Origin of the sequence: Cytobacillus oceanisediminis 2691, assembly GCF_000294775.2 — a bacterium.
GTDB classification, from domain to species: domain Bacteria; phylum Bacillota; class Bacilli; order Bacillales; family Cytobacillaceae; genus Cytobacillus; species Cytobacillus pseudoceanisediminis.
Map to the genome: position 1 here is coordinate 3,973,481 of NZ_CP015506.1, position 17,365 is coordinate 3,990,845.

Consider the following 17,365-nt stretch of genomic DNA (forward strand, 5'->3'; position numbering starts at 1 on the left):
TCTTATTCAACTTTCCTGTCTTAGTTTAGCTTATAGCCGCCTGAAAAACTCATGAAATATCATCTTTTTTACTGCCCTTCCCTGGCCTACTCTGCAAAAAGTCTTTATTAAAGCTGGTATCAGTGCCGATTTTGGGGCGGGGCAATTTCATTTCCGAAAGTGCACCTGCATTGTCAATTATTTTAGCCCCATATTTCTTTCGCAAAAGGTCCATTGTCTGAAATAACGGCTCTTTTTTAGCATCTTTTTCAAAACTGAATAAATCCAGCTGTTTAACTGCCTGATCGGGTTCGACAAGGTCTGTTCCTGTAATGCCCAGCAGCCGTACAGCGTTTCCATTCCAATGTTTTATAAAAAGCTCCTTTGCCATTCGATAAATTTCTTCATCCTGCTGAATAGGATTCTTCAGTTTGCGGCTTCTGGTAATGGTCTTTCTATCCTTATACCTAATGGTAATCCCCAGAGAAACCGCCATTACCTTTTTTCTTTTCAGTCTGGAAGAAACCTGTGAAGACAATTTTTCAAATACTTGAAGCAGCTCTCTTTGATTCGAAACATCCCTTGGCAGTGTGGTGGAATTTCCTACACTTTTAAATTCGGATGCCGATTCCGGATCAACTTTCCTAAGATCTTGGCCATTGGCTTTTTGTTTCAGTCTCGGGCCATTGATCCCCAGGGCTGCTTTTAATACAATTTCATCCGCTTTTGCCAATTCACCGATTGTGGCGATGTTCAGATTTCTCAGCTTTTCCCCGGTCTTCTTGCCGACTCCGTGCATTTCTTCCACTTGCATCGGCCATAAAATATGGGGTACATCTCTTTTTCTAAGAACTGTAATCCCCATTGGTTTTTTCATGTCAGAAGCCATCTTGGCTAGAAATTTGTTGGGAGCAACACCGATGCTGCAGGGCAAATCGAGCTGCTGGAAAATCTGCTTCTGTATCGTCTCAGCAATTTCTATTGGGCTCCCAAACTCATAGCTGTCTGTAATGTCCACAGATCCTTCATCAATGGATACAGGTTCAACAAGAGTGGAATATTCGTGCAATATATCAAACATTCCCATAGAAGCTGCACGATATCTCTCAAAATTTGGCTTCATAATAATCAGCTGGGGACAGAGCTTTTTAGCCTCCCACAGAGGCATGGTGGTTTTTACCCCGAAGCTCCTTGCCTCATAGCTGCAAGTCACGATTATTCCGCGCCTCTCCTCCGGATTGCCTGCGATCGCTAAAGGCTTGCCCTTTAATGTGGGATCATAAGCCATCTCAACCGAAGCATAAAAACTATTCATATCAACATGGAGGATAACTCTCCCGTTTTTCGGATACATTTGCTTCATGCCGGCACTTCCCTGTAAAATCATTCACTTCTATTTTAGCAGATATTCTTCTTTTCTTTTATTATGAGGATTATAAAAGCAAAAACAGAGAATCTTGCTCCTCTGTTTTTGAATTCGCCCGCTATGCTGTTGTTTTCTGTGTTTTCATATACTCTTTTATTTCCCTTATTCCTTCCAGAGATTCCACCAGATTTGCAGGGTCGATTATAGTAATCAGCCTATGATCGATATTGGCTACCCCTGTAAAATAATTGGTTTTTTGATAGGCAATCAAACCTGGCTGTTTCAGGCAGTCTGCTGGAATATCTAAAATTTCCTTGGCTTCAGTCACCAGCACTGCAAATGATAGCTCTTCTGTCTGCAGCACGATCATCCTTGCCGAACCGCTATCGGACAGTGCCCGGCTGTAAAGAATTTCTTCAAAATCAACAACAGGAATTAGCTCTCCTCTGACTTTGACAATTCCTCTTACATAACTGGGCAAATGAGGGATCGGTGTTATGCCTTCCATTTTCTCAATGGATATAACAAAGGGAATGGGTGTGGCATATTCCTCATTTCCTGCCCGGAAAACGACAGCTTTATTATTTTCAGTCATTCCATTTCCTCCCCGGAAACTCTTATGTATAGAACTAATATACCATAGGCATTATTTTCTAACTAGAGAGGATCTAATAGAATTAAGTGATATAAAAAAGAGAACCGCTTCGGGTTCCCTTTCTTTAAGCTTAGACTTTAGACTTCTTCGATAATGGCAATGACCATTTCAGCCAGTTTATTTAATTCTTCAATAGGCATGCGCTCATTGGTTGTATGAATTTCTTCGTAGCCAACAGCAAGGTTGACTGTTGGTATGCCTAAACCGGCAATAACGTTCGCATCACTTCCGCCGCCACTGTGAAGAAGCTCGGAGCTTCGGCCAATCTTTTCAGCCGCTTTTCGGGCCACTTCAACGACATGGTCGCCTTCGCCAAATTTAAAGCCAGGGTACATAACCTGAACATCCACTTCAGCTTTGCCCCCCATTTCTTCAGCAGCACTTTCAAAAGCTTCTTTCATTTTAGCAACCTGCTGTTCCATTTTTTCAGGAATTAATGAACGTGCTTCTGCTAAAATATCAACATGGTCACACACGATATTCGTCTGCTGTCCGCCTTCAAAACGGCCAATGTTAGCCGTTGTTTCTTCATCAATGCGGCCCAGAGGCATTCTTGAGATCGCTTTCGCTGCCATAGTGATAGCCGAAATGCCTTTCTCAGGGGCTACACCGGCATGTGCTGTTTTCCCTAGAATAGCAGCCTTAACTTTCGCTTGTGTCGGGGCGGCAACGATAATATTTCCGACTTTGCCGTCACTGTCCAGTGCGTAGCCAAACTTCGCTTTAACAAGTGAAGGGTCGAGTACCTTCGCTCCGACCAGTCCGGATTCTTCCCCAACTGTGATAATGAACTGGATAGTTCCATGAGCAATATTCTGCTCTTTCAGGACTTTAACAACTTCAAGCATAACGGCAAGTCCTGCTTTGTCGTCGGCACCCAGGATCGTTGTTCCATCGGTTACAACATAGCCGTCCTTGATGGAAGGTTTAATACCTTTTCCAGGAACAACCGTATCCATGTGGGAAGTGAAATAGATTATATCTGTTCCTTCTTTGGTTCCCTGAAGAGTGCAGATGAGGTTGCCTGCACCGTGTCCGGTCTGTGCAGTTGTATCGTCTTCATATACCTCAACCCCAAGATCCCTGAATTTTTTCTTCAGCACTTTTGCAATTTGAGCTTCATACTTTGTTTCAGAATCAATTTGCACCAGTTCCAGAAATTCGTTTAATAACCGTTCCTCATTAATCATTTATGTACAAACCTCCAAATTTAAGCTTACTAAGCAAGTATAACTCCAATATTTTGGCACAGCAAATCAGGAATCCATTATAGCGGGATATTTCCATGCTTTTTATGAGGCCTGCTTTCTTTTTTATTTCGCAGCATTTCAAGCGCCTGAATGATCTTGATTCTGGTTTCTCGCGGATCGATGACATCATCCACCATGCCTCGGCTTGCTGCCACATATGGATTGGCGAACTTTTCTCTGTACTCCTCGATTTTTTGTGCCCTGGTAGCCTCAGGATCTTCACTATTCTGGATTTCCCTTGCAAAAATAATGTTGGCTGCACCTTGAGGACCCATTACAGCTACTTCCGCATTCGGCCATGCAAATACAAGATCTGCGCCAATAGATTTACTGTTCAGGGCAACGTAGGCTCCTCCGAATGCTTTTCTTAAAATTACAGTAAGCTTTGGCACTGTTGCTTCTGAGTAAGCATAAAGAATCTTTGCGCCATGCCGTATGATCCCGCCATGCTCCTGTTTAACACCTGGGAAAAAGCCTGTAACGTCCTCAAATGTAATAAGGGGAATATTAAAGGAATCACAGAACCGGATAAACCTTGAAGCCTTATCGGAAGAATCAATATCAAGGCCTCCTGCCATTACCTTCGGCTGATTGCAGACAAGTCCCACCGTCTCACCCTTGATTCGGGCAAGCCCGACTACAATATTTTTAGCAAAGTCACGCTGTACCTCCATAAAAGTATCTTTATCCACTACCTGTTCAATGACTTTTCGGACGTCATATGGACGAAGGGCATCAAAAGGAATGGCGTCTGTGAGATCCGGACGGTAATCATCGTCCTCATCCCGTTCTGACATTGGCGGTTTTTCCTCATTATTCTGCGGAAGGTAGCTTAACAGACTTCGTACCTGCTCAATAACTTCCTCTTCGGACTCGCCTCTAAAGTGTGCGTTTCCGCTGATTGTGTTATGCACACGGGCACCGCCCAAATCCTCCGGTGAAATTTTTTCCCCAGTAACCGTTTCGATTACTTTTGGGCCAGTTATGAACATCTGGCTCGTCTTTTCCACCATGAAGACAAAATCCGTGATCGCTGGAGAATAAACCGCTCCGCCTGCACATGGCCCCATAATGACAGAGATCTGCGGAATCACTCCTGAATAAATGGAATTCCGGTAGAAAATATGGCCGTACCCATCAAGGGAAACAACACCTTCCTGAATTCTGGCACCGCCGGAATCATTCAAGCCTACAAATGGAGCCCCATTTTCAGCTGCCAAATCCATTACATTAGCAATTTTTTTTGCATGCATTTCCCCCAGGGCGCCGCCAAAAACAGTAAAGTCCTGGGAAAATAAGAAGATAGGACGTCCGTTGACTTTACCATAGCCAGTTACAACACCATCGCCAGGGCCTTTTTGGTTTTCCAATCCAAAATCCGTGCTGCGGTGCTCAATAAATGGATTCAGCTCAACGAATGTGCCCGGGTCAACTAATAAATCGATTCGTTCACGGGCAGTCAGCTTCCCTTTTTCATGCTGTTTTTGTATACGCTCATCCCCTCCGCCAAGTTCGACTTCCCTGCGGCGGTCGTATAACTCATTTATTTTCTCATAGATGTCTGCCATGCTTTATTTCAATCCTTTCTTTTCACAAAATTCATATAATATGCCACCTGTTGATTTCGGGTGCATAAAGGCTACCTGGGCACCGCCAGCACCAATCTTCGGTTCATTCTGCAGCATCCTGATGCCCTGTTCCTTCATTTGATTAATGCGTTCCTGTATACTGTCAACACCTAATGCTACATGATGAAGACCTTCGCCTCGCTTCTCTATAAACTTGGCAATTGGACTTTCTTCACTTGTCGGCTCAAGCAGCTCAAGTTTCGTTTCCCCTGCTTTAATAAAAGCAACCTTTACTCCTTGGCTGTCCACTTCCTCAATTCCGAGAAATTCAAGCTGAAGCACTTCAATATAAAATGGAAGCGCTTCATCAAGAGACCTGACAGCGATACCTATATGGTCCACCTTCTTGATCATATGTTTTCCTCCTCATGGATGTCGGAATTTATCAATTTCCCGCAGAATGCGGGCATATTTTGGGTCTATTATTTAAATATTCGTTAAAAATGTCGAAAATCCTTTTAAAAATTGAGCGGTTGTTCAATTTGAAGATTCTTAGTAAAATAATAGTAAGAATTGGAACGAGGAGGAATAGAATGTCAAATAAGAAAATGACAAAAGTGATTGTTTATTTAATGATATTTGCAATGCTCGCATCTACCCTCATTATGGGGATGTCGATGTTTTTATAACAGAAATTATGTAGACTTTTTCAGCTGCTGCGGAGGGCAATTCCGGGCAGCTTTTTTTTCTGGCATGAATTTTTCTTATGTTCTATTTTTTAATCAGCATATTCTCAATTTACCTAACATGCATACCATTTTATTTTACTTCTTAAACGCTCTGCAATGCATAAAAAAACTGCATCCATTCAGATGCAGCTAATTATTATTTCAAAGGATCATTTTTTTATTGCCCCGTACTCTCTTCCAAGTTCATCAAAATTTTTTGGGGAGCTGACAACTAAAATTTTCGTACCAACCGGTACAGATTCATATAACGACTCGACTGCTTCATTCTGCAATCTAATGCATCCATTTGAGACGTACCTGCCGATGGATGCAGGGTCGTTCGTACCGTGAATCCCATAAATCCTTCCATCTGTATCCTCTGCGTCAAATCCAATCCATCTAGTCCCGAGTGGATTACGTGGGTCACCGCCCTTAATATCCTTTTTCCTGTAATAAGGATTAGCTGCCTTAACAGTGACAGTGAACATCCCTTCAGGTGTAAGATCATCGGTTTTCCCGGTTGCAGCTGTGATTACACTTTGTACTTTATGATCATGAATAAACGCGACTTCATTTGTCTGTTTATTGACAATTAAAAATGGATCTCCGGGCAGCGGGTTGGGTCCCAATGGCCAGATTGGGGAAAATGAAAAAAACATGATGGCCGCTGCAGCAAACTTCAGCATGATCATTCACGCTCCAATTCCTTTTCCTTAGTTTGCTTCTGCTGTCCGGTCTTGATTCATTTCCCTATCCTTTAATCCTTTAAAAGAGCTTTTTATAATTAAATACTGTTCCATTTCTTTTACAAAGTGAAGCAGCGCAGCCCGTGCCTCAAATTCCTCTCTTGTCTTGGGGAGCTCCATATTTTCAAAGGAAACTCTCATTCTGTATAATTTATCCAGAAATTGAATGGCCGTATTCCCTGGATGAATGTGGTCCGATAGCTCCTCAATAAAATCAGCAATCATCTCCCCCTGTTCAACAGGCAGGGCTATGGACGTTACGCTTGGAAGAACACGCTCAATAATCTCGAATTGCTTTTCCCTCATTTTAAAATAGTGATAATATAAGTTATCATTCCTTCGGAAGTGGTTTTCGACATCTCTGAAGGCCAATGTTTTTGCCTTATCGATTAATTCCATCGTTTCAGTGATTTCTCTGCCATCCCAGCTGCTTTCATGTGTACGCAAATACTTCACGATTTCATCAAAGATAATCTTAAAGTTATCTTCTATCTCGAGCCTATACTCCTTAAGCTTCGATTCCAGACTTGGCATATAGAGGTTTGCGATGAGCGCCACACCAATTCCGACAGTAATAATGCCCAGCTCATTCAGCAGGAGTTCCTTTGAAACTTCCCCTGCTGAATAAATATGCAGAATAATAACGGAGCTTGTCACAATACCATCGCTGGCCCTTAACATGACAGCTGCGGGAATAAAAAACAAAAGCAGCAGTCCTATTACAAGCGGATGATAGGCAATCCCCTCAAAGAACAAGGAAGAAAACACCATTGCCATTAAGCATGCAAAAAAACGGTCCCATGAAGCTCGCAGAGATTTTTTCTTCGTTACTTTTATGCATAAAATAGTCAATATTCCTGCAGAGACAAAATTGTCAAGCTGCAGCATCTGTGCAATCATGATGCTAATGGAAGTTCCCACGGCAGTCTTGATTGTCCGGTAGCCAATTCTGTATTTCATATAGTCAAACTCCTATATTCATTTGCCCGCACCTAAATTTAAAGAAGGCTGTTTGTTTTAAGAAAAGTGAAAGAGAAGATGATCCTTTTGACCATCTTCTCCCATAGCATATATCGATTATAGCATTTTTTGCAAGAAATCCCTTGCACGTTCACTCTTAGGATTAGAAAAAAATTCTTTAGGTGAAGAATCCTCTACAAGCACGCCGCCATCCAGGAAAAGCACCCTGTCTGCCACTTCACGGGCAAATCCCATTTCATGGGTAACAATCGCCATTGTCATGCCTGTATGGGCTAAATTTTTCATAACGTCCAGTACTTCTTTCACCATTTCCGGGTCAAGAGCGGATGTGGGCTCATCAAACAGCATGACATCAGGTTTCATAGCAAGAGCTCTGGATATCGCAACCCTTTGCTTCTGTCCCCCGGATAACCGATTTGGATATTCGTAGGCTTTGGCCGATAATCCGACCTTCTCCAAAAGCTCGAGCCCTGTTTTCTCAGCTTCCGATTTCGAAACTCCCTTAACCTTCATTGGTGCATAGGTCAGGTTTTGAAGAACCGTTTTGTGCGGAAATAAATGAAAATGCTGAAAAACCATTCCCACATCTTGGCGCACTTTCATAATGTTTGTGCCCTTATCCGTAATGTCCTGCCCGTTAATCATGATCCTGCCATCTGTAGGCACTTCCAGGAGATTGATGCAGCGCAGCAATGTTGACTTGCCGGAACCGGATGGACCAATAATAGCTACTACTTCGCCATCTTGAATACTGGTTGAAATTCCTTTAAGAACTTCAAGTTTACCGAAATGTTTATGCAAATTTTCCACTTTAATCACTGCGTCTCATTCTCCTTTCAATCCCTTTTCCAAGCACAGTCAGGATCATTACCATAATGTAATAGATAAGCCCGGCAATCAGTATTGGTTCAAAGTAGGAAAACTTTTCGCCTCCCACGATGTAAGCCCGGCGCATCACGTCTGTTACCCCAATAACTGTTACGATTGCAGATTCTTTTGTAAGGGTAATAAACTCGTTCATCAAAGCAGGCAAAATGTTTTTCATCGCCTGCGGGAGAATAATATCCATCATGGCCGGCCTATATGGGACACCTAAAGCCATGGCCGCTTCACTTTGGCCCTTATCAACAGCCAGGATGCCTGCCCGGATAATCTCCGAAATATAGGCAGCTGAGTTTAGTCCAAATGACAGGACGGCAGCTGTTGACGGATCAATTTTATACCCGATCAGCTGGGGCGATCCATAATAAATGAGCATCAGCTGAAGAACAAGAGGTGTTCCTCTAAAAACGGATGTATAGGCATCTGCTATCCACCCAAGAATTTTAAATCTGCTGATTTTAAAGAATGATAGAATAATGCCTAATACAAAACCCAATATGCCTGCCATAGAAACTATTTGTAGCGTAACGCCAATGCCTTTAAGTATATATGGAAGGGAGGGAACGAACTGCTGAAAATCCAGATTCACTATCTTTCCATCCTCTCTCTATAAATAGTTTACTAGTTTCCAAGAAGAATAAAGCGTCCAAAGGAAAATATGCCTTGGACGCCAATTCCCAGCGGAATTATTTGTTATCAAACCATTTTACGATCAGGTCTTCCAATTCACCGTTTTCTTTCATCTTCACAAGCTCTGCATTAAATTTCTCAGTTAATTCGCTGCCTTTTGGAAAAGCCATGGCAGAACCTGCCTCCGCTTCAGCTTCTTCGATCGTAAAACCGGCAAGATCTTCATTTTTTTCAAAGTATCCTTTTGCAACAATATCTTCAATCATGGCAGCATCAAAACGGTCTGCCATAATTTCCTGAATCAATTCAGGGATGCGGTTGCGGTTTTCTACTTTCATATCAACTGTCTCACCAATTTCTTCTGCTTTATCAGCCTGAATAGAGGCAAGCTGCACACCTAAAGTTTTGCCGTTCAAATCTTCCAATGACTCAATTCCGCTTCCTTTTTTCGAAACGATCATATGACTGGCTGTATAATATACATCACTGAAATCAACGTTTTGCTTGCGCTCTTCAGTAGGTGTCATCCCCGAAAGAACAAAATCGACCTGGTTAGTTTCCAATGCAGGAATCAGTCCGTTAAAGTCCATATCCTTCACTTGTATCTCATAACCCAATTTTTCAGCGATCGCTTTGGCCAAATCCACATCAAAACCGATGATTTCTTCCCCTTTTGCGGAATCTACATATTCAAATGGCGGATAATCAGCTGATGTACCCATAGTTAATACTTTTTTATCTGAGTTTTCCCCTGAGCCGCTTCCAGTGCTGGCTTCTTCACTTGTGCCGCATGCAGCTAATACGCCAACTAAAAGTATGCTTAAAGCAAACATGATGACTTTTTTCATTTTAGTTTCCCCCTATAAAATATGAATAATCTCTGCATAACTATTAATAAATATTCACTAAAATGAATTTTAACAGATTTTTATATTTATGCAATAAGATTTTTAAATATTTATTAGAAGTTTAATTATTCAGATAAATGGACATAAAAAAAGTCCCGTAATTCGGGACTTTTACTGGAGAAATAAAAAAGAAAACTTTGAACGTCGAAAAACTATCTAGTTCCAAAAGGAATACTTCGACAGCTTTACATCGCACGACCGAAAGCGGCAGCTTTTGGGAGGAAGTGGCGTTCCTTCGCGAGCAAGGCGCTTCCGCTTTTCCTGTTTAAAGCTCTTCGCAATATTTCTCAAAGGTATCCTGCAGTTTTTGAACAACAGCCATTGGCTCATGGCCTTCAATTTCATGGCGCTCGATCATCGTGCATAATTCTCCGTCTTTAAGAAGAGCAAAAGATGGTGATGATGGCGGATAGCCGGTAAAATAAGATCTTGCTTTTTCGGTTGCTTCTTTGTCCTGGCCGGCAAATACAGTAACCAAATGGTCAGGGCGCTTATCATAATGCAGAGAATGCATGGCAGCAGGGCGGGCAATTCCGCCTGCACATCCGCAGACTGAGTTCACCATTACAAGTGTGGTGCCTTTTTTATTAAGGGCTTCATCCACTTCCTCCGGTGTAGTTAATTCTGTATAGCCGGCATGCACGATTTCCTGGCGTGCCTGCCTTACAACATCATTCATAAATAAATTGAAATCCATATTCATAGATCATCGCTCCTTATGCTGATTAATCTTTTTCACTATATACATAATACCAATACAAGAACAAAATTTACAATCAAGTCATTTTTTTGAATAAAAAAGTTTAGCATCTGGGTTATGGGGGAAAGATAAAACTACAGCTAGATCCATACCCCTAAACTCCCTAGATTCGCCAGTGCCCACAAGGCACTGGCCATTTTTTTTTCAGGAAAAGCTGCCCTGTTGAAGGACAGCTTCATTTCGAATAGACATTAAACAATTCTTCCACTGCAGATGTAACCGTCCTGTTTCCTGAGATAACCTCATTTTCGATTTTCGGAAGGAGCGGCTTAATGGCAGGATGATAAAAAAAGCTGAATTGAAGCTGATCCAGGATCATGGAATGGATCCATTGTTTTGTCTGGAGTCTTCTTCTTTCCTCAAATACACCTGAAGATTTTGCAGTATCTTCGAACGTTTTGATCACTTTCCATATCTCAGGGATGCCCTCGTTCAAAACAGAAGAGCAGGTGTAGGCTCTGGTTTGCCATCCCTTTGTAGCAGGCTGGAGAAAGTGAAGTATACGGTTATACTCTGCTTTTGTTTTCTCAGCTAATTTTTTGTTGCTTCCATCGGCTTTGTTGACAATTACCGCATCAGCCAGTTCCATAATGCCTTTTTTCATTCCCTGCAATTCATCGCCAGCCCCTGTCAGCGTTAATAGCATAAAAAAGTCCACCATGTCCCTGACAATGACTTCACTTTGTCCCACACCAACTGTTTCAACCAGAATAACATCAAAGCCTGCCGCTTCACACAGCAGCATGGTCTCTCTCGTTTTCCGGTGAACTCCACCCAATTTTCCTGCAGAAGGTGAAGGTCTTATGAATGCCCGGGGATTTCTGGAAAGCTGCTCCATCCTTGTTTTATCGCCAAGGATGCTGCCGCCGCTCAAGCTGGAGCTCGGATCGACCGCAAGCACCGCTACTTTTAACCCTAAATCACATAAGTATGTCCCAAAAGATTCAATGAACGTGCTCTTTCCTGCTCCCGGCACTCCTGTTATCCCAATCCTAAGCGATTGTCCTGAATGGGGCAAAAGTTTGTGCAGGATTTCCTGTGCATGGCGAAAATGATGTTCAGCGTTACTTTCAATCAGAGTGATCGCTCTGGCAAGCAGACCTCTGCTGCCATTCAAAATGCCTTCTTCAAGAACGTTTAGATCAGGGAGGGAGGCAGATTTTTTTTGAAACCTGCCTTTTTTCTCAAATTTCAGCTCCGGCTCGCCTGTATCCACACCACCGCGCACAATGCTTGTAAAATTATCTGCCTTTTCTTCATCAAACCATTCCGGTTTCTTATCCTCAGTCATTTACTGGGTCACTTCCTCATACCCGAGACGGCTGTAGATCTCCCTGATGACTTTTTGGGCTGCCACTGGAATGACTGTGCCCGGTCCAAAAATGGCAGATGCTCCATGCTCATATAAATACTGATAATCCTGCGCAGGGATAACCCCGCCAATTACGACAATAATATCTCCCCTATCCAATTTTTTCAGTTCAGCAACGAGCTGCGGCAGAAGAGTCTTATGACCGGCAGCAAGTGAGCTGATCCCAATGACATGAACGTCATTTTCTACAGCCTGCATGGCTGTTTCTTCCGGTGTCTGGAAAAGAGGGCCGATATCCACATCAAAACCGAGATCGGCAAAGGCTGTTGAAATCACTTTTGCTCCCCTGTCATGTCCATCCTGCCCCATCTTGGCAATCAGAATCCGCGGTCTCCTTCCCTCATTTTCAAGAAATTCATCTGTCATCTGCTTTACTTCTGCAATTTCTTCTTCGTTGGAAAAAGCAGAACTGTACACGCCGCTGATAGAACGGATAATTGCTTTATGGCGGTTGGCAACTTTTTCAATCGCTTCAGAAATTTCCCCGAGAGTGGCTCGAACCCTGGCTGCATTTACTGCTAGCTCAAGAAGATTGCCTTCCCCTGTATCTGCAGCTTTTGTAATAGCCGCCAAAGCTTCAGCAACTTTCTCATTGTCGCGGGAAGCCTTTAGCTGCTCCAGCTTCTCGATTTGCTTTAATCGGACAGCCGTGTTGTCAATGTCAAGAATATCAATCGGCTCTTCTTTTTCCAGCCGGTATTTATTCACACCAATAATGGTTTCTTTTCCGGAATCAATTTGTGCCTGCCTTCTGGCTGCCGCTTCTTCGATTCTCATTTTTGGCAAGCCTGTCTCAATCGCTTTGGCCATTCCGCCAAGATTTTCGATTTCTTTAATATGCTCCCAGGCTCGCTTAATTAACTGATCTGTTAAAGCTTCAACATAATAAGAGCCGCCCCATGGATCAATTACATTCGTGATCCCTGTCTCTTCCTGAAGGTACAGCTGCGTATTTCTGGCTATACGGGCAGAAAAGTCTGTCGGCAATGCAATGGCTTCATCCAGCGCATTAGTATGAAGGGATTGTGTATGGCCCATTGAAGCTGCATGCGCCTCAATGAGAGTCCTTGTTACATTATTAAACGGATCCTGCTCTGTTAAGCTCCAGCCGGAAGTTTGCGAATGCGTTCTAAGCGCCATTGATTTGGGATTATCCGGCTCGAAGGTCTTCATCATTTTTGCCCAAATGAAGCGGGCTGCGCGCATTTTTGCCACTTCCATGAAGTAATTCATGCCGATTGCCCAGAAAAACGAGAGCCTTGGCGCAAAGGAGTCGATATCGATTCCAGCTTTAAGGCCGGTTCTTACATATTCGAGACCATCAGCCAGCGTATAGGCAAGTTCAATATCAGCAGGAGCCCCCGCTTCCTGCATATGATAGCCAGAAATACTGATGCTATTGAACTTAGGCATGTATTTTGAAGTATATTCAAAAATATCGGCAATGATCTTCATGGACATTTCCGGAGGATATATATATGTGTTGCGCACCATATATTCTTTTAGGATATCATTCTGGATCGTTCCAGAAAGTTTCTCCTGGCTTACTCCCTGCTCTTCCGCTGTAACAATATAAAAAGCCATGACAGGCAATACCGCTCCATTCATCGTCATGGATACAGACATTTGATCTAAAGGTATCCCATCAAACAGCATCTTCATATCCAGGATGGAATCAATGGCTACGCCAGCTTTCCCGACATCTCCCTCGACTCTTGGATGATCTGAATCATAGCCTCTATGAGTAGCCAGATCGAAAGCGACTGATAAGCCTTTTTGACCCATTGCAAGGTTACGCCGGTAAAAGGCATTACTTTCCTCTGCAGTAGAAAAACCGGCATACTGCCGGACAGTCCATGGCCTGTTCACATACATGGTTGAATATGGCCCTCTTGTATAAGGGGGCAGTCCAGGCTTATCGTTTAGGTGCTCCATGTCTCTAAGATCTTCATTTGTGTACAGAGGCTTTACATTTATTTGCTCATTTGTTTCAAAGAGAAGTTGATCAATGGATGAATCGATTTCTTCCTCTGCTTTTCTTTTCCAGTCATCTTTGGCTGATTGTTTTACTTCAAGAATATCCAGGCTTTTAAAATCAGGTTTATTGGCCATTGCTTGCCGCCTCCATCTCGTTCAGCATATTTAAGAGAGTTTCATAGCAATCGCTTTTTACATGAATGTATCCGCCGATGCCAGCGTTCTGATATTCATCCTTTTTCCTCTCTTCGGGAAGGCCGGCTAAATAGATTTCAGCTGACGGGAAAGTTTCTTTCAATTGTTTAATTAAAGGTACAGCAATGCTATCGTATAGTTCATTTGATCCGCAAATAAAATAATGCCTGCAATTTGTTTTTTGAATAAATGCTTCAGCATCTTCAGGATTATATACCGAACCGCTTTTAACTGCATCAACCCCGCCAGGAGCCAGGAAGCCTGAAATAAAATCAGCACGCGCCTTATGGTCTTTCAATGCTCCCAGACAGATAAGACCTGCTTCTGGACGAATGCCCTTTCCTTTTAATCTTTCAGATAAATTCCGCAAACCCTCGAAGGACTCAGAAAGACGAACCTGCTGGATAATCTTGAGATCACTCCTGCTGTTCTGGACGGTTTCCAATTCTGTCTGAAGCGGCTTTTCATCAAGATTTGCATATATATTCGTTCCGATGATACTTTGTTTTCTTGTATGAACATCTTTCTTCTTCTTTTCAAGAATTTGGGTAATCTGATCATGAACCCATCCTGTTTGAAGGGCATCCTTCATTCCTCCCAGCTCTTCTATCTCAAGGAAAAGTCCCCATGATTTGGAAATCAGTTCATTTGTCAGATGCTCAATATACCAGGAGCCGCCTGCTGGATCAGAGACCTTTAGTAAATGCGCCTCTTCCCTTAAAATCAACTGAGTATTGCGGGCAATCCGTTCTGAAAAAGGAGATTTGGCTCTTTCCGGATCATTATATGGACTGACATGAAGGTATTGTATTCCTCCCAATACTGCTGCGAACGCTTCATTCCCCGCTCTCAGCATATTTACATAGGAATCATAGGCAGACTTTGTAAAGAAGGACGTCTCTGCTGAAATGACCATTTTTTTACTGTCACCCCCAGCTCCGAATGCTTCCGCCACTTTGCCCCATAATACTCTTGCAGCACGCAGCTTGGCAATTTCCATAAAAAAGTTTGAGCCAACAGCAAACTTAAAGACCATTTTAGATAATATTTGTTCAAGGCCTTTGCCTTTATCAAGAAGATATTGCAGGTGATTTACTCCTGCTGCAAGAGAAAATGCAAGTTCCTGGACGGCATTTGCACCACTATTATGATAAACCGCTGAATTCACCATGATTGTTTTCAGGCTTGGCAGATTTTCTTCTGCATTACTCATCGTTTTATTCAAAGCTTCGTATAGTTCATCGATTGAGCGGTCGTTCAATGTATCGGCAGCAGCAATAGCAAGTGGATCTGCGGCAACATATCCGGAGACTTTTTCTCTTTCTTTTACTTTTCCAAGTCCTGCTATTAATACATGCTGATTTCGTCCGGCATCCACACTGAAAGGGTACCTTTCATAAAGTTCGCCTACAGACAGGCTTATCTTCTCTGGATTTTTTAACTGTTCAGGCTCAAACGCAAGAGCTGTCTGCCCTGTCTTGATGGCAGCAAGAAGTTTATCTGACAGCTCTTCGGAAGAGGAAGCACTAATTTTCTGTGCAACCTTCCATTCTTCAGACAGGTATCCGGCTGCATAGGAACCTCTTCTAAAATCTTCTAAGCCCGGATACTGTGATAATGCACCTATTTCCAGGTCTTCTCTGGAATAAAGCGGTTTCAATTTTATGTTTTCATATGTATTTCGTGATAATGTTTCTAAGGATTTCCCTTTAAGAGTTCTTTCCGCACTTTGTTCCCAATCTTCATTTGTCTGCTGCGGGAATTTTTCTTCAATCATTTTCTTTAATGACATAAATTTGCTGTCCTTGTAGCTGACAGCGTTCCCTCCCCTCATGCGGCAGCGGACCCGTTTCTTATAAGAAACAATGCCGCAAGAAAATTATAATAAAATTCTAAATTCTCCATATACCTATTTTAGTATACAAAAGAGAAACAAGCAATGAACAATAAGAAACCGCTGTCCCAAAGCAGGACAGCGGCAATTTTAATTACTAATAAATAGTTGTATTTTCTTTAGAAGTGTTCTCCAGAATTTCCTTCACACGCTGCAGGAAGCGGCCGCAAACCAGGCCGTCTAATACACGGTGATCGAGTGACATACAAAGGTTAACCATATCACGGACAGCAATCATGCCATTGTTCATTACTACAGGACGCTTCACAATGGATTCAACCTGAAGAATTGCAGCCTGAGGATAATTGATAATGCCCATTGACTGGACAGACCCGAATGAACCGGTATTATTTACAGTGAAAGTTCCACCCTGCATTTCAGCGGAAGTCAATTTACCTGTACGTACTTTTAAAGCAAGATCATTGATTTCACGGGCAATACCCTTAATCGTTTTTTCATCAGCTGCTTTGATGACCGGAACGAATAACGCGTCATCTGTTGCAACTGCAATGGAGATGTTGATATCCTTCTTCTGGATAATCTTATCACCTGCCCACATAGAATTAATCTGCGGGAATTCTTTAAGGGCCTGCGCAACAGCTTTCACGAAGAAAGCAAAGAACGTAAGGTTGAAGCCCTCTTTTTGCTTAAACTCACCTTTAATGCTGTTACGGTATTCAACAAGATTTGTAACATCTACTTCCATCATTGTCCAGGCATGTGGTGCTTCATGTTTGCTGCGAAGCATATTGGCTGCAATCGCTTTACGCACTCCAGTAACAGGGATTTCAACATCACCCGGCATTACTGGAACATTAGGTGCTGGCGCTGCCTGTTTCTGTGCAGGCTGGGAAGGTGCTGGAGCCGGTGCCTCTGTCTTTTCCGGTGCTGGTGCTGATGCAGCAGCTGCCGCTGTAGGAATATCTCCGGACTCAATGATTTTCATAAGGTCTTTACGCGTAATGCGTCCGCCTCCGCCTGTACCTGTCACCTGGTTTAAGTCAATGCCATGCTCTTGAGAAAGCTTTAAGACGGCAGGTGAATAGCGGACTCCTTTTGGAGCATCTGCCGAAATAGGTGCCGCTGGTGCAGAAGGCGCCACACCTGAAGGTGCAGCTTCAGCTTTGTCCTCTGCTTTAGATTCTGATGGGGCTTCCTGAGCTGCTTCTCCGCCGCCTTCAGTTTCAATTGTCAGAATAACCTGGCCAACTTCATAAGTTTCTCCCTCTTCTGCAACCAACTCTTTGATTACACCAGAGAAAGAGGATGGGACCTCAGCATTTACTTTATCAGTCATTACTTCAGCAAGCGGATCATATTTATTTACTTTATCTCCAACGGAAACCAGCCATTTGCTGATTGTCCCTTCAGTAACACTTTCCCCAAGCTGGGGCATTTTAATTTGCTCAATAGCCATTGGGTAACCTCCTTCTAGCTGCCCGCATTTGCGGGTCATGCAGCTAGTACAGCTGAT

At 42.9% G+C, this 17,365-nt stretch carries 16 protein-coding genes; 1 reads left to right on the forward strand and 15 read right to left on the reverse strand.

Features of this window, described 5'->3' with window-relative positions; translation table 11 throughout:
• Positions 1 to 49: 49 nt before the first annotated feature.
• From A361_RS20020 to mce, 5 genes are all read right to left on the reverse strand, one after another.
• Positions 50 to 1,342 (reverse strand): DNA polymerase IV, encoded by a 1,293-nt coding sequence (locus A361_RS20020; RefSeq protein WP_019380209.1) that lies wholly within the window; start codon positions 1,340 to 1,342, stop codon positions 50 to 52.
• Positions 1,343 to 1,463: 121 nt separating this feature from the next.
• Positions 1,464 to 1,940: a chemotaxis protein CheW gene (locus A361_RS20025; RefSeq protein ID WP_009332863.1), complete on the reverse strand. Its 477-nt coding sequence runs from the start codon at positions 1,938 to 1,940 to the stop codon at positions 1,464 to 1,466.
• 137 nt (positions 1,941 to 2,077) lie between these two features.
• Positions 2,078 to 3,190, reverse strand: a complete 1,113-nt coding sequence (locus A361_RS20030; RefSeq protein ID WP_009332864.1) for a tripeptidase T — start codon at positions 3,188 to 3,190, stop codon at positions 2,078 to 2,080.
• A 77-nt stretch (positions 3,191 to 3,267) separates the two neighbouring features.
• The gene (locus A361_RS20035; protein ID WP_009332865.1) at positions 3,268 to 4,818 is read right to left on the reverse strand and encodes an acyl-CoA carboxylase subunit beta; all 1,551 of its coding nucleotides are present in this window, start codon (positions 4,816 to 4,818) and stop codon (positions 3,268 to 3,270) included.
• A 3-nt stretch (positions 4,819 to 4,821) separates the two neighbouring features.
• A complete protein-coding gene (gene mce / locus A361_RS20040; RefSeq protein WP_009332866.1) occupies positions 4,822 to 5,232 on the reverse strand; it encodes a methylmalonyl-CoA epimerase in 411 nt (136 codons plus the stop codon).
• 179 nt (positions 5,233 to 5,411) lie between these two features.
• On the opposite strand from mce, the gene prli42 reads away from it, so the two are divergent.
• Complete coding sequence (prli42, locus tag A361_RS30020) at positions 5,412 to 5,507, forward strand: stressosome-associated protein Prli42 (protein WP_019380208.1); 96 nt, start codon at positions 5,412 to 5,414, stop codon at positions 5,505 to 5,507.
• Positions 5,508 to 5,716: 209 nt separating this feature from the next.
• On the opposite strand, the gene A361_RS20045 is transcribed toward prli42, so the two are convergent.
• From A361_RS20045 to A361_RS20090, 10 genes are all read right to left on the reverse strand, one after another.
• Entirely contained in the window at positions 5,717 to 6,238 is a 522-nt protein-coding gene (locus A361_RS20045; protein WP_009332867.1) for a L,D-transpeptidase, read from the reverse strand.
• A gap of 21 nt (positions 6,239 to 6,259) precedes the next feature.
• Positions 6,260 to 7,252 (reverse strand): aromatic acid exporter family protein, encoded by a 993-nt coding sequence (locus tag A361_RS20050; RefSeq protein WP_019380207.1) that lies wholly within the window; start codon positions 7,250 to 7,252, stop codon positions 6,260 to 6,262.
• Positions 7,253 to 7,369: 117 nt separating this feature from the next.
• On the reverse strand, positions 7,370 to 8,092 hold the full coding sequence (locus tag A361_RS20055) for an amino acid ABC transporter ATP-binding protein (RefSeq protein ID WP_009332869.1): 723 nt from the start codon (positions 8,090 to 8,092) through the stop codon (positions 7,370 to 7,372).
• Positions 8,085 to 8,744 carry an amino acid ABC transporter permease gene (locus A361_RS20060; RefSeq protein ID WP_009332870.1) on the reverse strand — a complete coding sequence of 220 codons (660 nt, stop codon included), beginning with the start codon at positions 8,742 to 8,744 and terminating at the stop codon, positions 8,085 to 8,087. The genes A361_RS20055 and A361_RS20060 overlap by 8 nt, the downstream gene beginning before the upstream one ends.
• 97 nt (positions 8,745 to 8,841) lie before the next feature.
• Positions 8,842 to 9,633, reverse strand: coding sequence for a transporter substrate-binding domain-containing protein (locus A361_RS20065; protein WP_009332871.1), 792 nt, complete (start codon positions 9,631 to 9,633; stop codon positions 8,842 to 8,844).
• A gap of 325 nt (positions 9,634 to 9,958) precedes the next feature.
• Positions 9,959 to 10,396, reverse strand: a complete 438-nt coding sequence (locus A361_RS20070; RefSeq protein WP_009332872.1) for a BrxA/BrxB family bacilliredoxin — start codon at positions 10,394 to 10,396, stop codon at positions 9,959 to 9,961.
• A 232-nt stretch (positions 10,397 to 10,628) separates the two neighbouring features.
• Positions 10,629 to 11,744 (reverse strand): methylmalonyl Co-A mutase-associated GTPase MeaB, encoded by a 1,116-nt coding sequence (gene meaB / locus A361_RS20075; RefSeq protein ID WP_009332873.1) that lies wholly within the window; start codon positions 11,742 to 11,744, stop codon positions 10,629 to 10,631.
• Positions 11,745 to 13,937: a methylmalonyl-CoA mutase gene (gene scpA, locus A361_RS20080; RefSeq protein ID WP_009332874.1), complete on the reverse strand. Its 2,193-nt coding sequence runs from the start codon at positions 13,935 to 13,937 to the stop codon at positions 11,745 to 11,747. It lies immediately after the preceding gene.
• Positions 13,927 to 15,789 carry a methylmalonyl-CoA mutase subunit beta gene (locus A361_RS20085; protein WP_019380206.1) on the reverse strand — a complete coding sequence of 621 codons (1,863 nt, stop codon included), beginning with the start codon at positions 15,787 to 15,789 and terminating at the stop codon, positions 13,927 to 13,929. The genes scpA and A361_RS20085 overlap by 11 nt, the downstream gene beginning before the upstream one ends.
• Before the next feature lie 199 nt (positions 15,790 to 15,988).
• Positions 15,989 to 17,308: a dihydrolipoamide acetyltransferase family protein gene (locus A361_RS20090; protein ID WP_019380205.1), complete on the reverse strand. Its 1,320-nt coding sequence runs from the start codon at positions 17,306 to 17,308 to the stop codon at positions 15,989 to 15,991.
• Positions 17,309 to 17,365: the final 57 nt, after the last annotated feature.

Excerpts from the sequence above, each read along its gene's own strand:
- A361_RS20020 (WP_019380209.1), bottom strand. The coding sequence starts at position 1,342 with ATGAAGCAAATGTATCCGAAAAACGGGAGAGTTATCCTCCATGTTGAT.
- A361_RS20025 (WP_009332863.1), bottom strand. The coding sequence starts at position 1,940 with ATGACTGAAAATAATAAAGCTGTCGTTTTCCGGGCAGGAAATGAGGAA.
- A361_RS20030 (WP_009332864.1), bottom strand. The coding sequence starts at position 3,190 with ATGATTAATGAGGAACGGTTATTAAACGAATTTCTGGAACTGGTGCAA.
- A361_RS20035 (WP_009332865.1), bottom strand. The coding sequence starts at position 4,818 with ATGGCAGACATCTATGAGAAAATAAATGAGTTATACGACCGCCGCAGG.
- mce (WP_009332866.1), bottom strand. The coding sequence starts at position 5,232 with ATGATCAAGAAGGTGGACCATATAGGTATCGCTGTCAGGTCTCTTGAT.
- prli42 (WP_019380208.1), top strand. The coding sequence starts at position 5,412 with ATGTCAAATAAGAAAATGACAAAAGTGATTGTTTATTTAATGATATTT.
- A361_RS20045 (WP_009332867.1), bottom strand. The coding sequence starts at position 6,238 with ATGATCATGCTGAAGTTTGCTGCAGCGGCCATCATGTTTTTTTCATTT.
- A361_RS20050 (WP_019380207.1), bottom strand. The coding sequence starts at position 7,252 with ATGAAATACAGAATTGGCTACCGGACAATCAAGACTGCCGTGGGAACT.
- A361_RS20065 (WP_009332871.1), bottom strand. The coding sequence starts at position 9,633 with ATGAAAAAAGTCATCATGTTTGCTTTAAGCATACTTTTAGTTGGCGTA.
- A361_RS20070 (WP_009332872.1), bottom strand. The coding sequence starts at position 10,396 with ATGAATATGGATTTCAATTTATTTATGAATGATGTTGTAAGGCAGGCA.
- meaB (WP_009332873.1), bottom strand. The coding sequence starts at position 11,744 with ATGACTGAGGATAAGAAACCGGAATGGTTTGATGAAGAAAAGGCAGAT.
- scpA (WP_009332874.1), bottom strand. The coding sequence starts at position 13,937 with ATGGCCAATAAACCTGATTTTAAAAGCCTGGATATTCTTGAAGTAAAA.
- A361_RS20085 (WP_019380206.1), bottom strand. The coding sequence starts at position 15,789 with ATGTCATTAAAGAAAATGATTGAAGAAAAATTCCCGCAGCAGACAAAT.
- A361_RS20090 (WP_019380205.1), bottom strand. The coding sequence starts at position 17,308 with ATGGCTATTGAGCAAATTAAAATGCCCCAGCTTGGGGAAAGTGTTACT.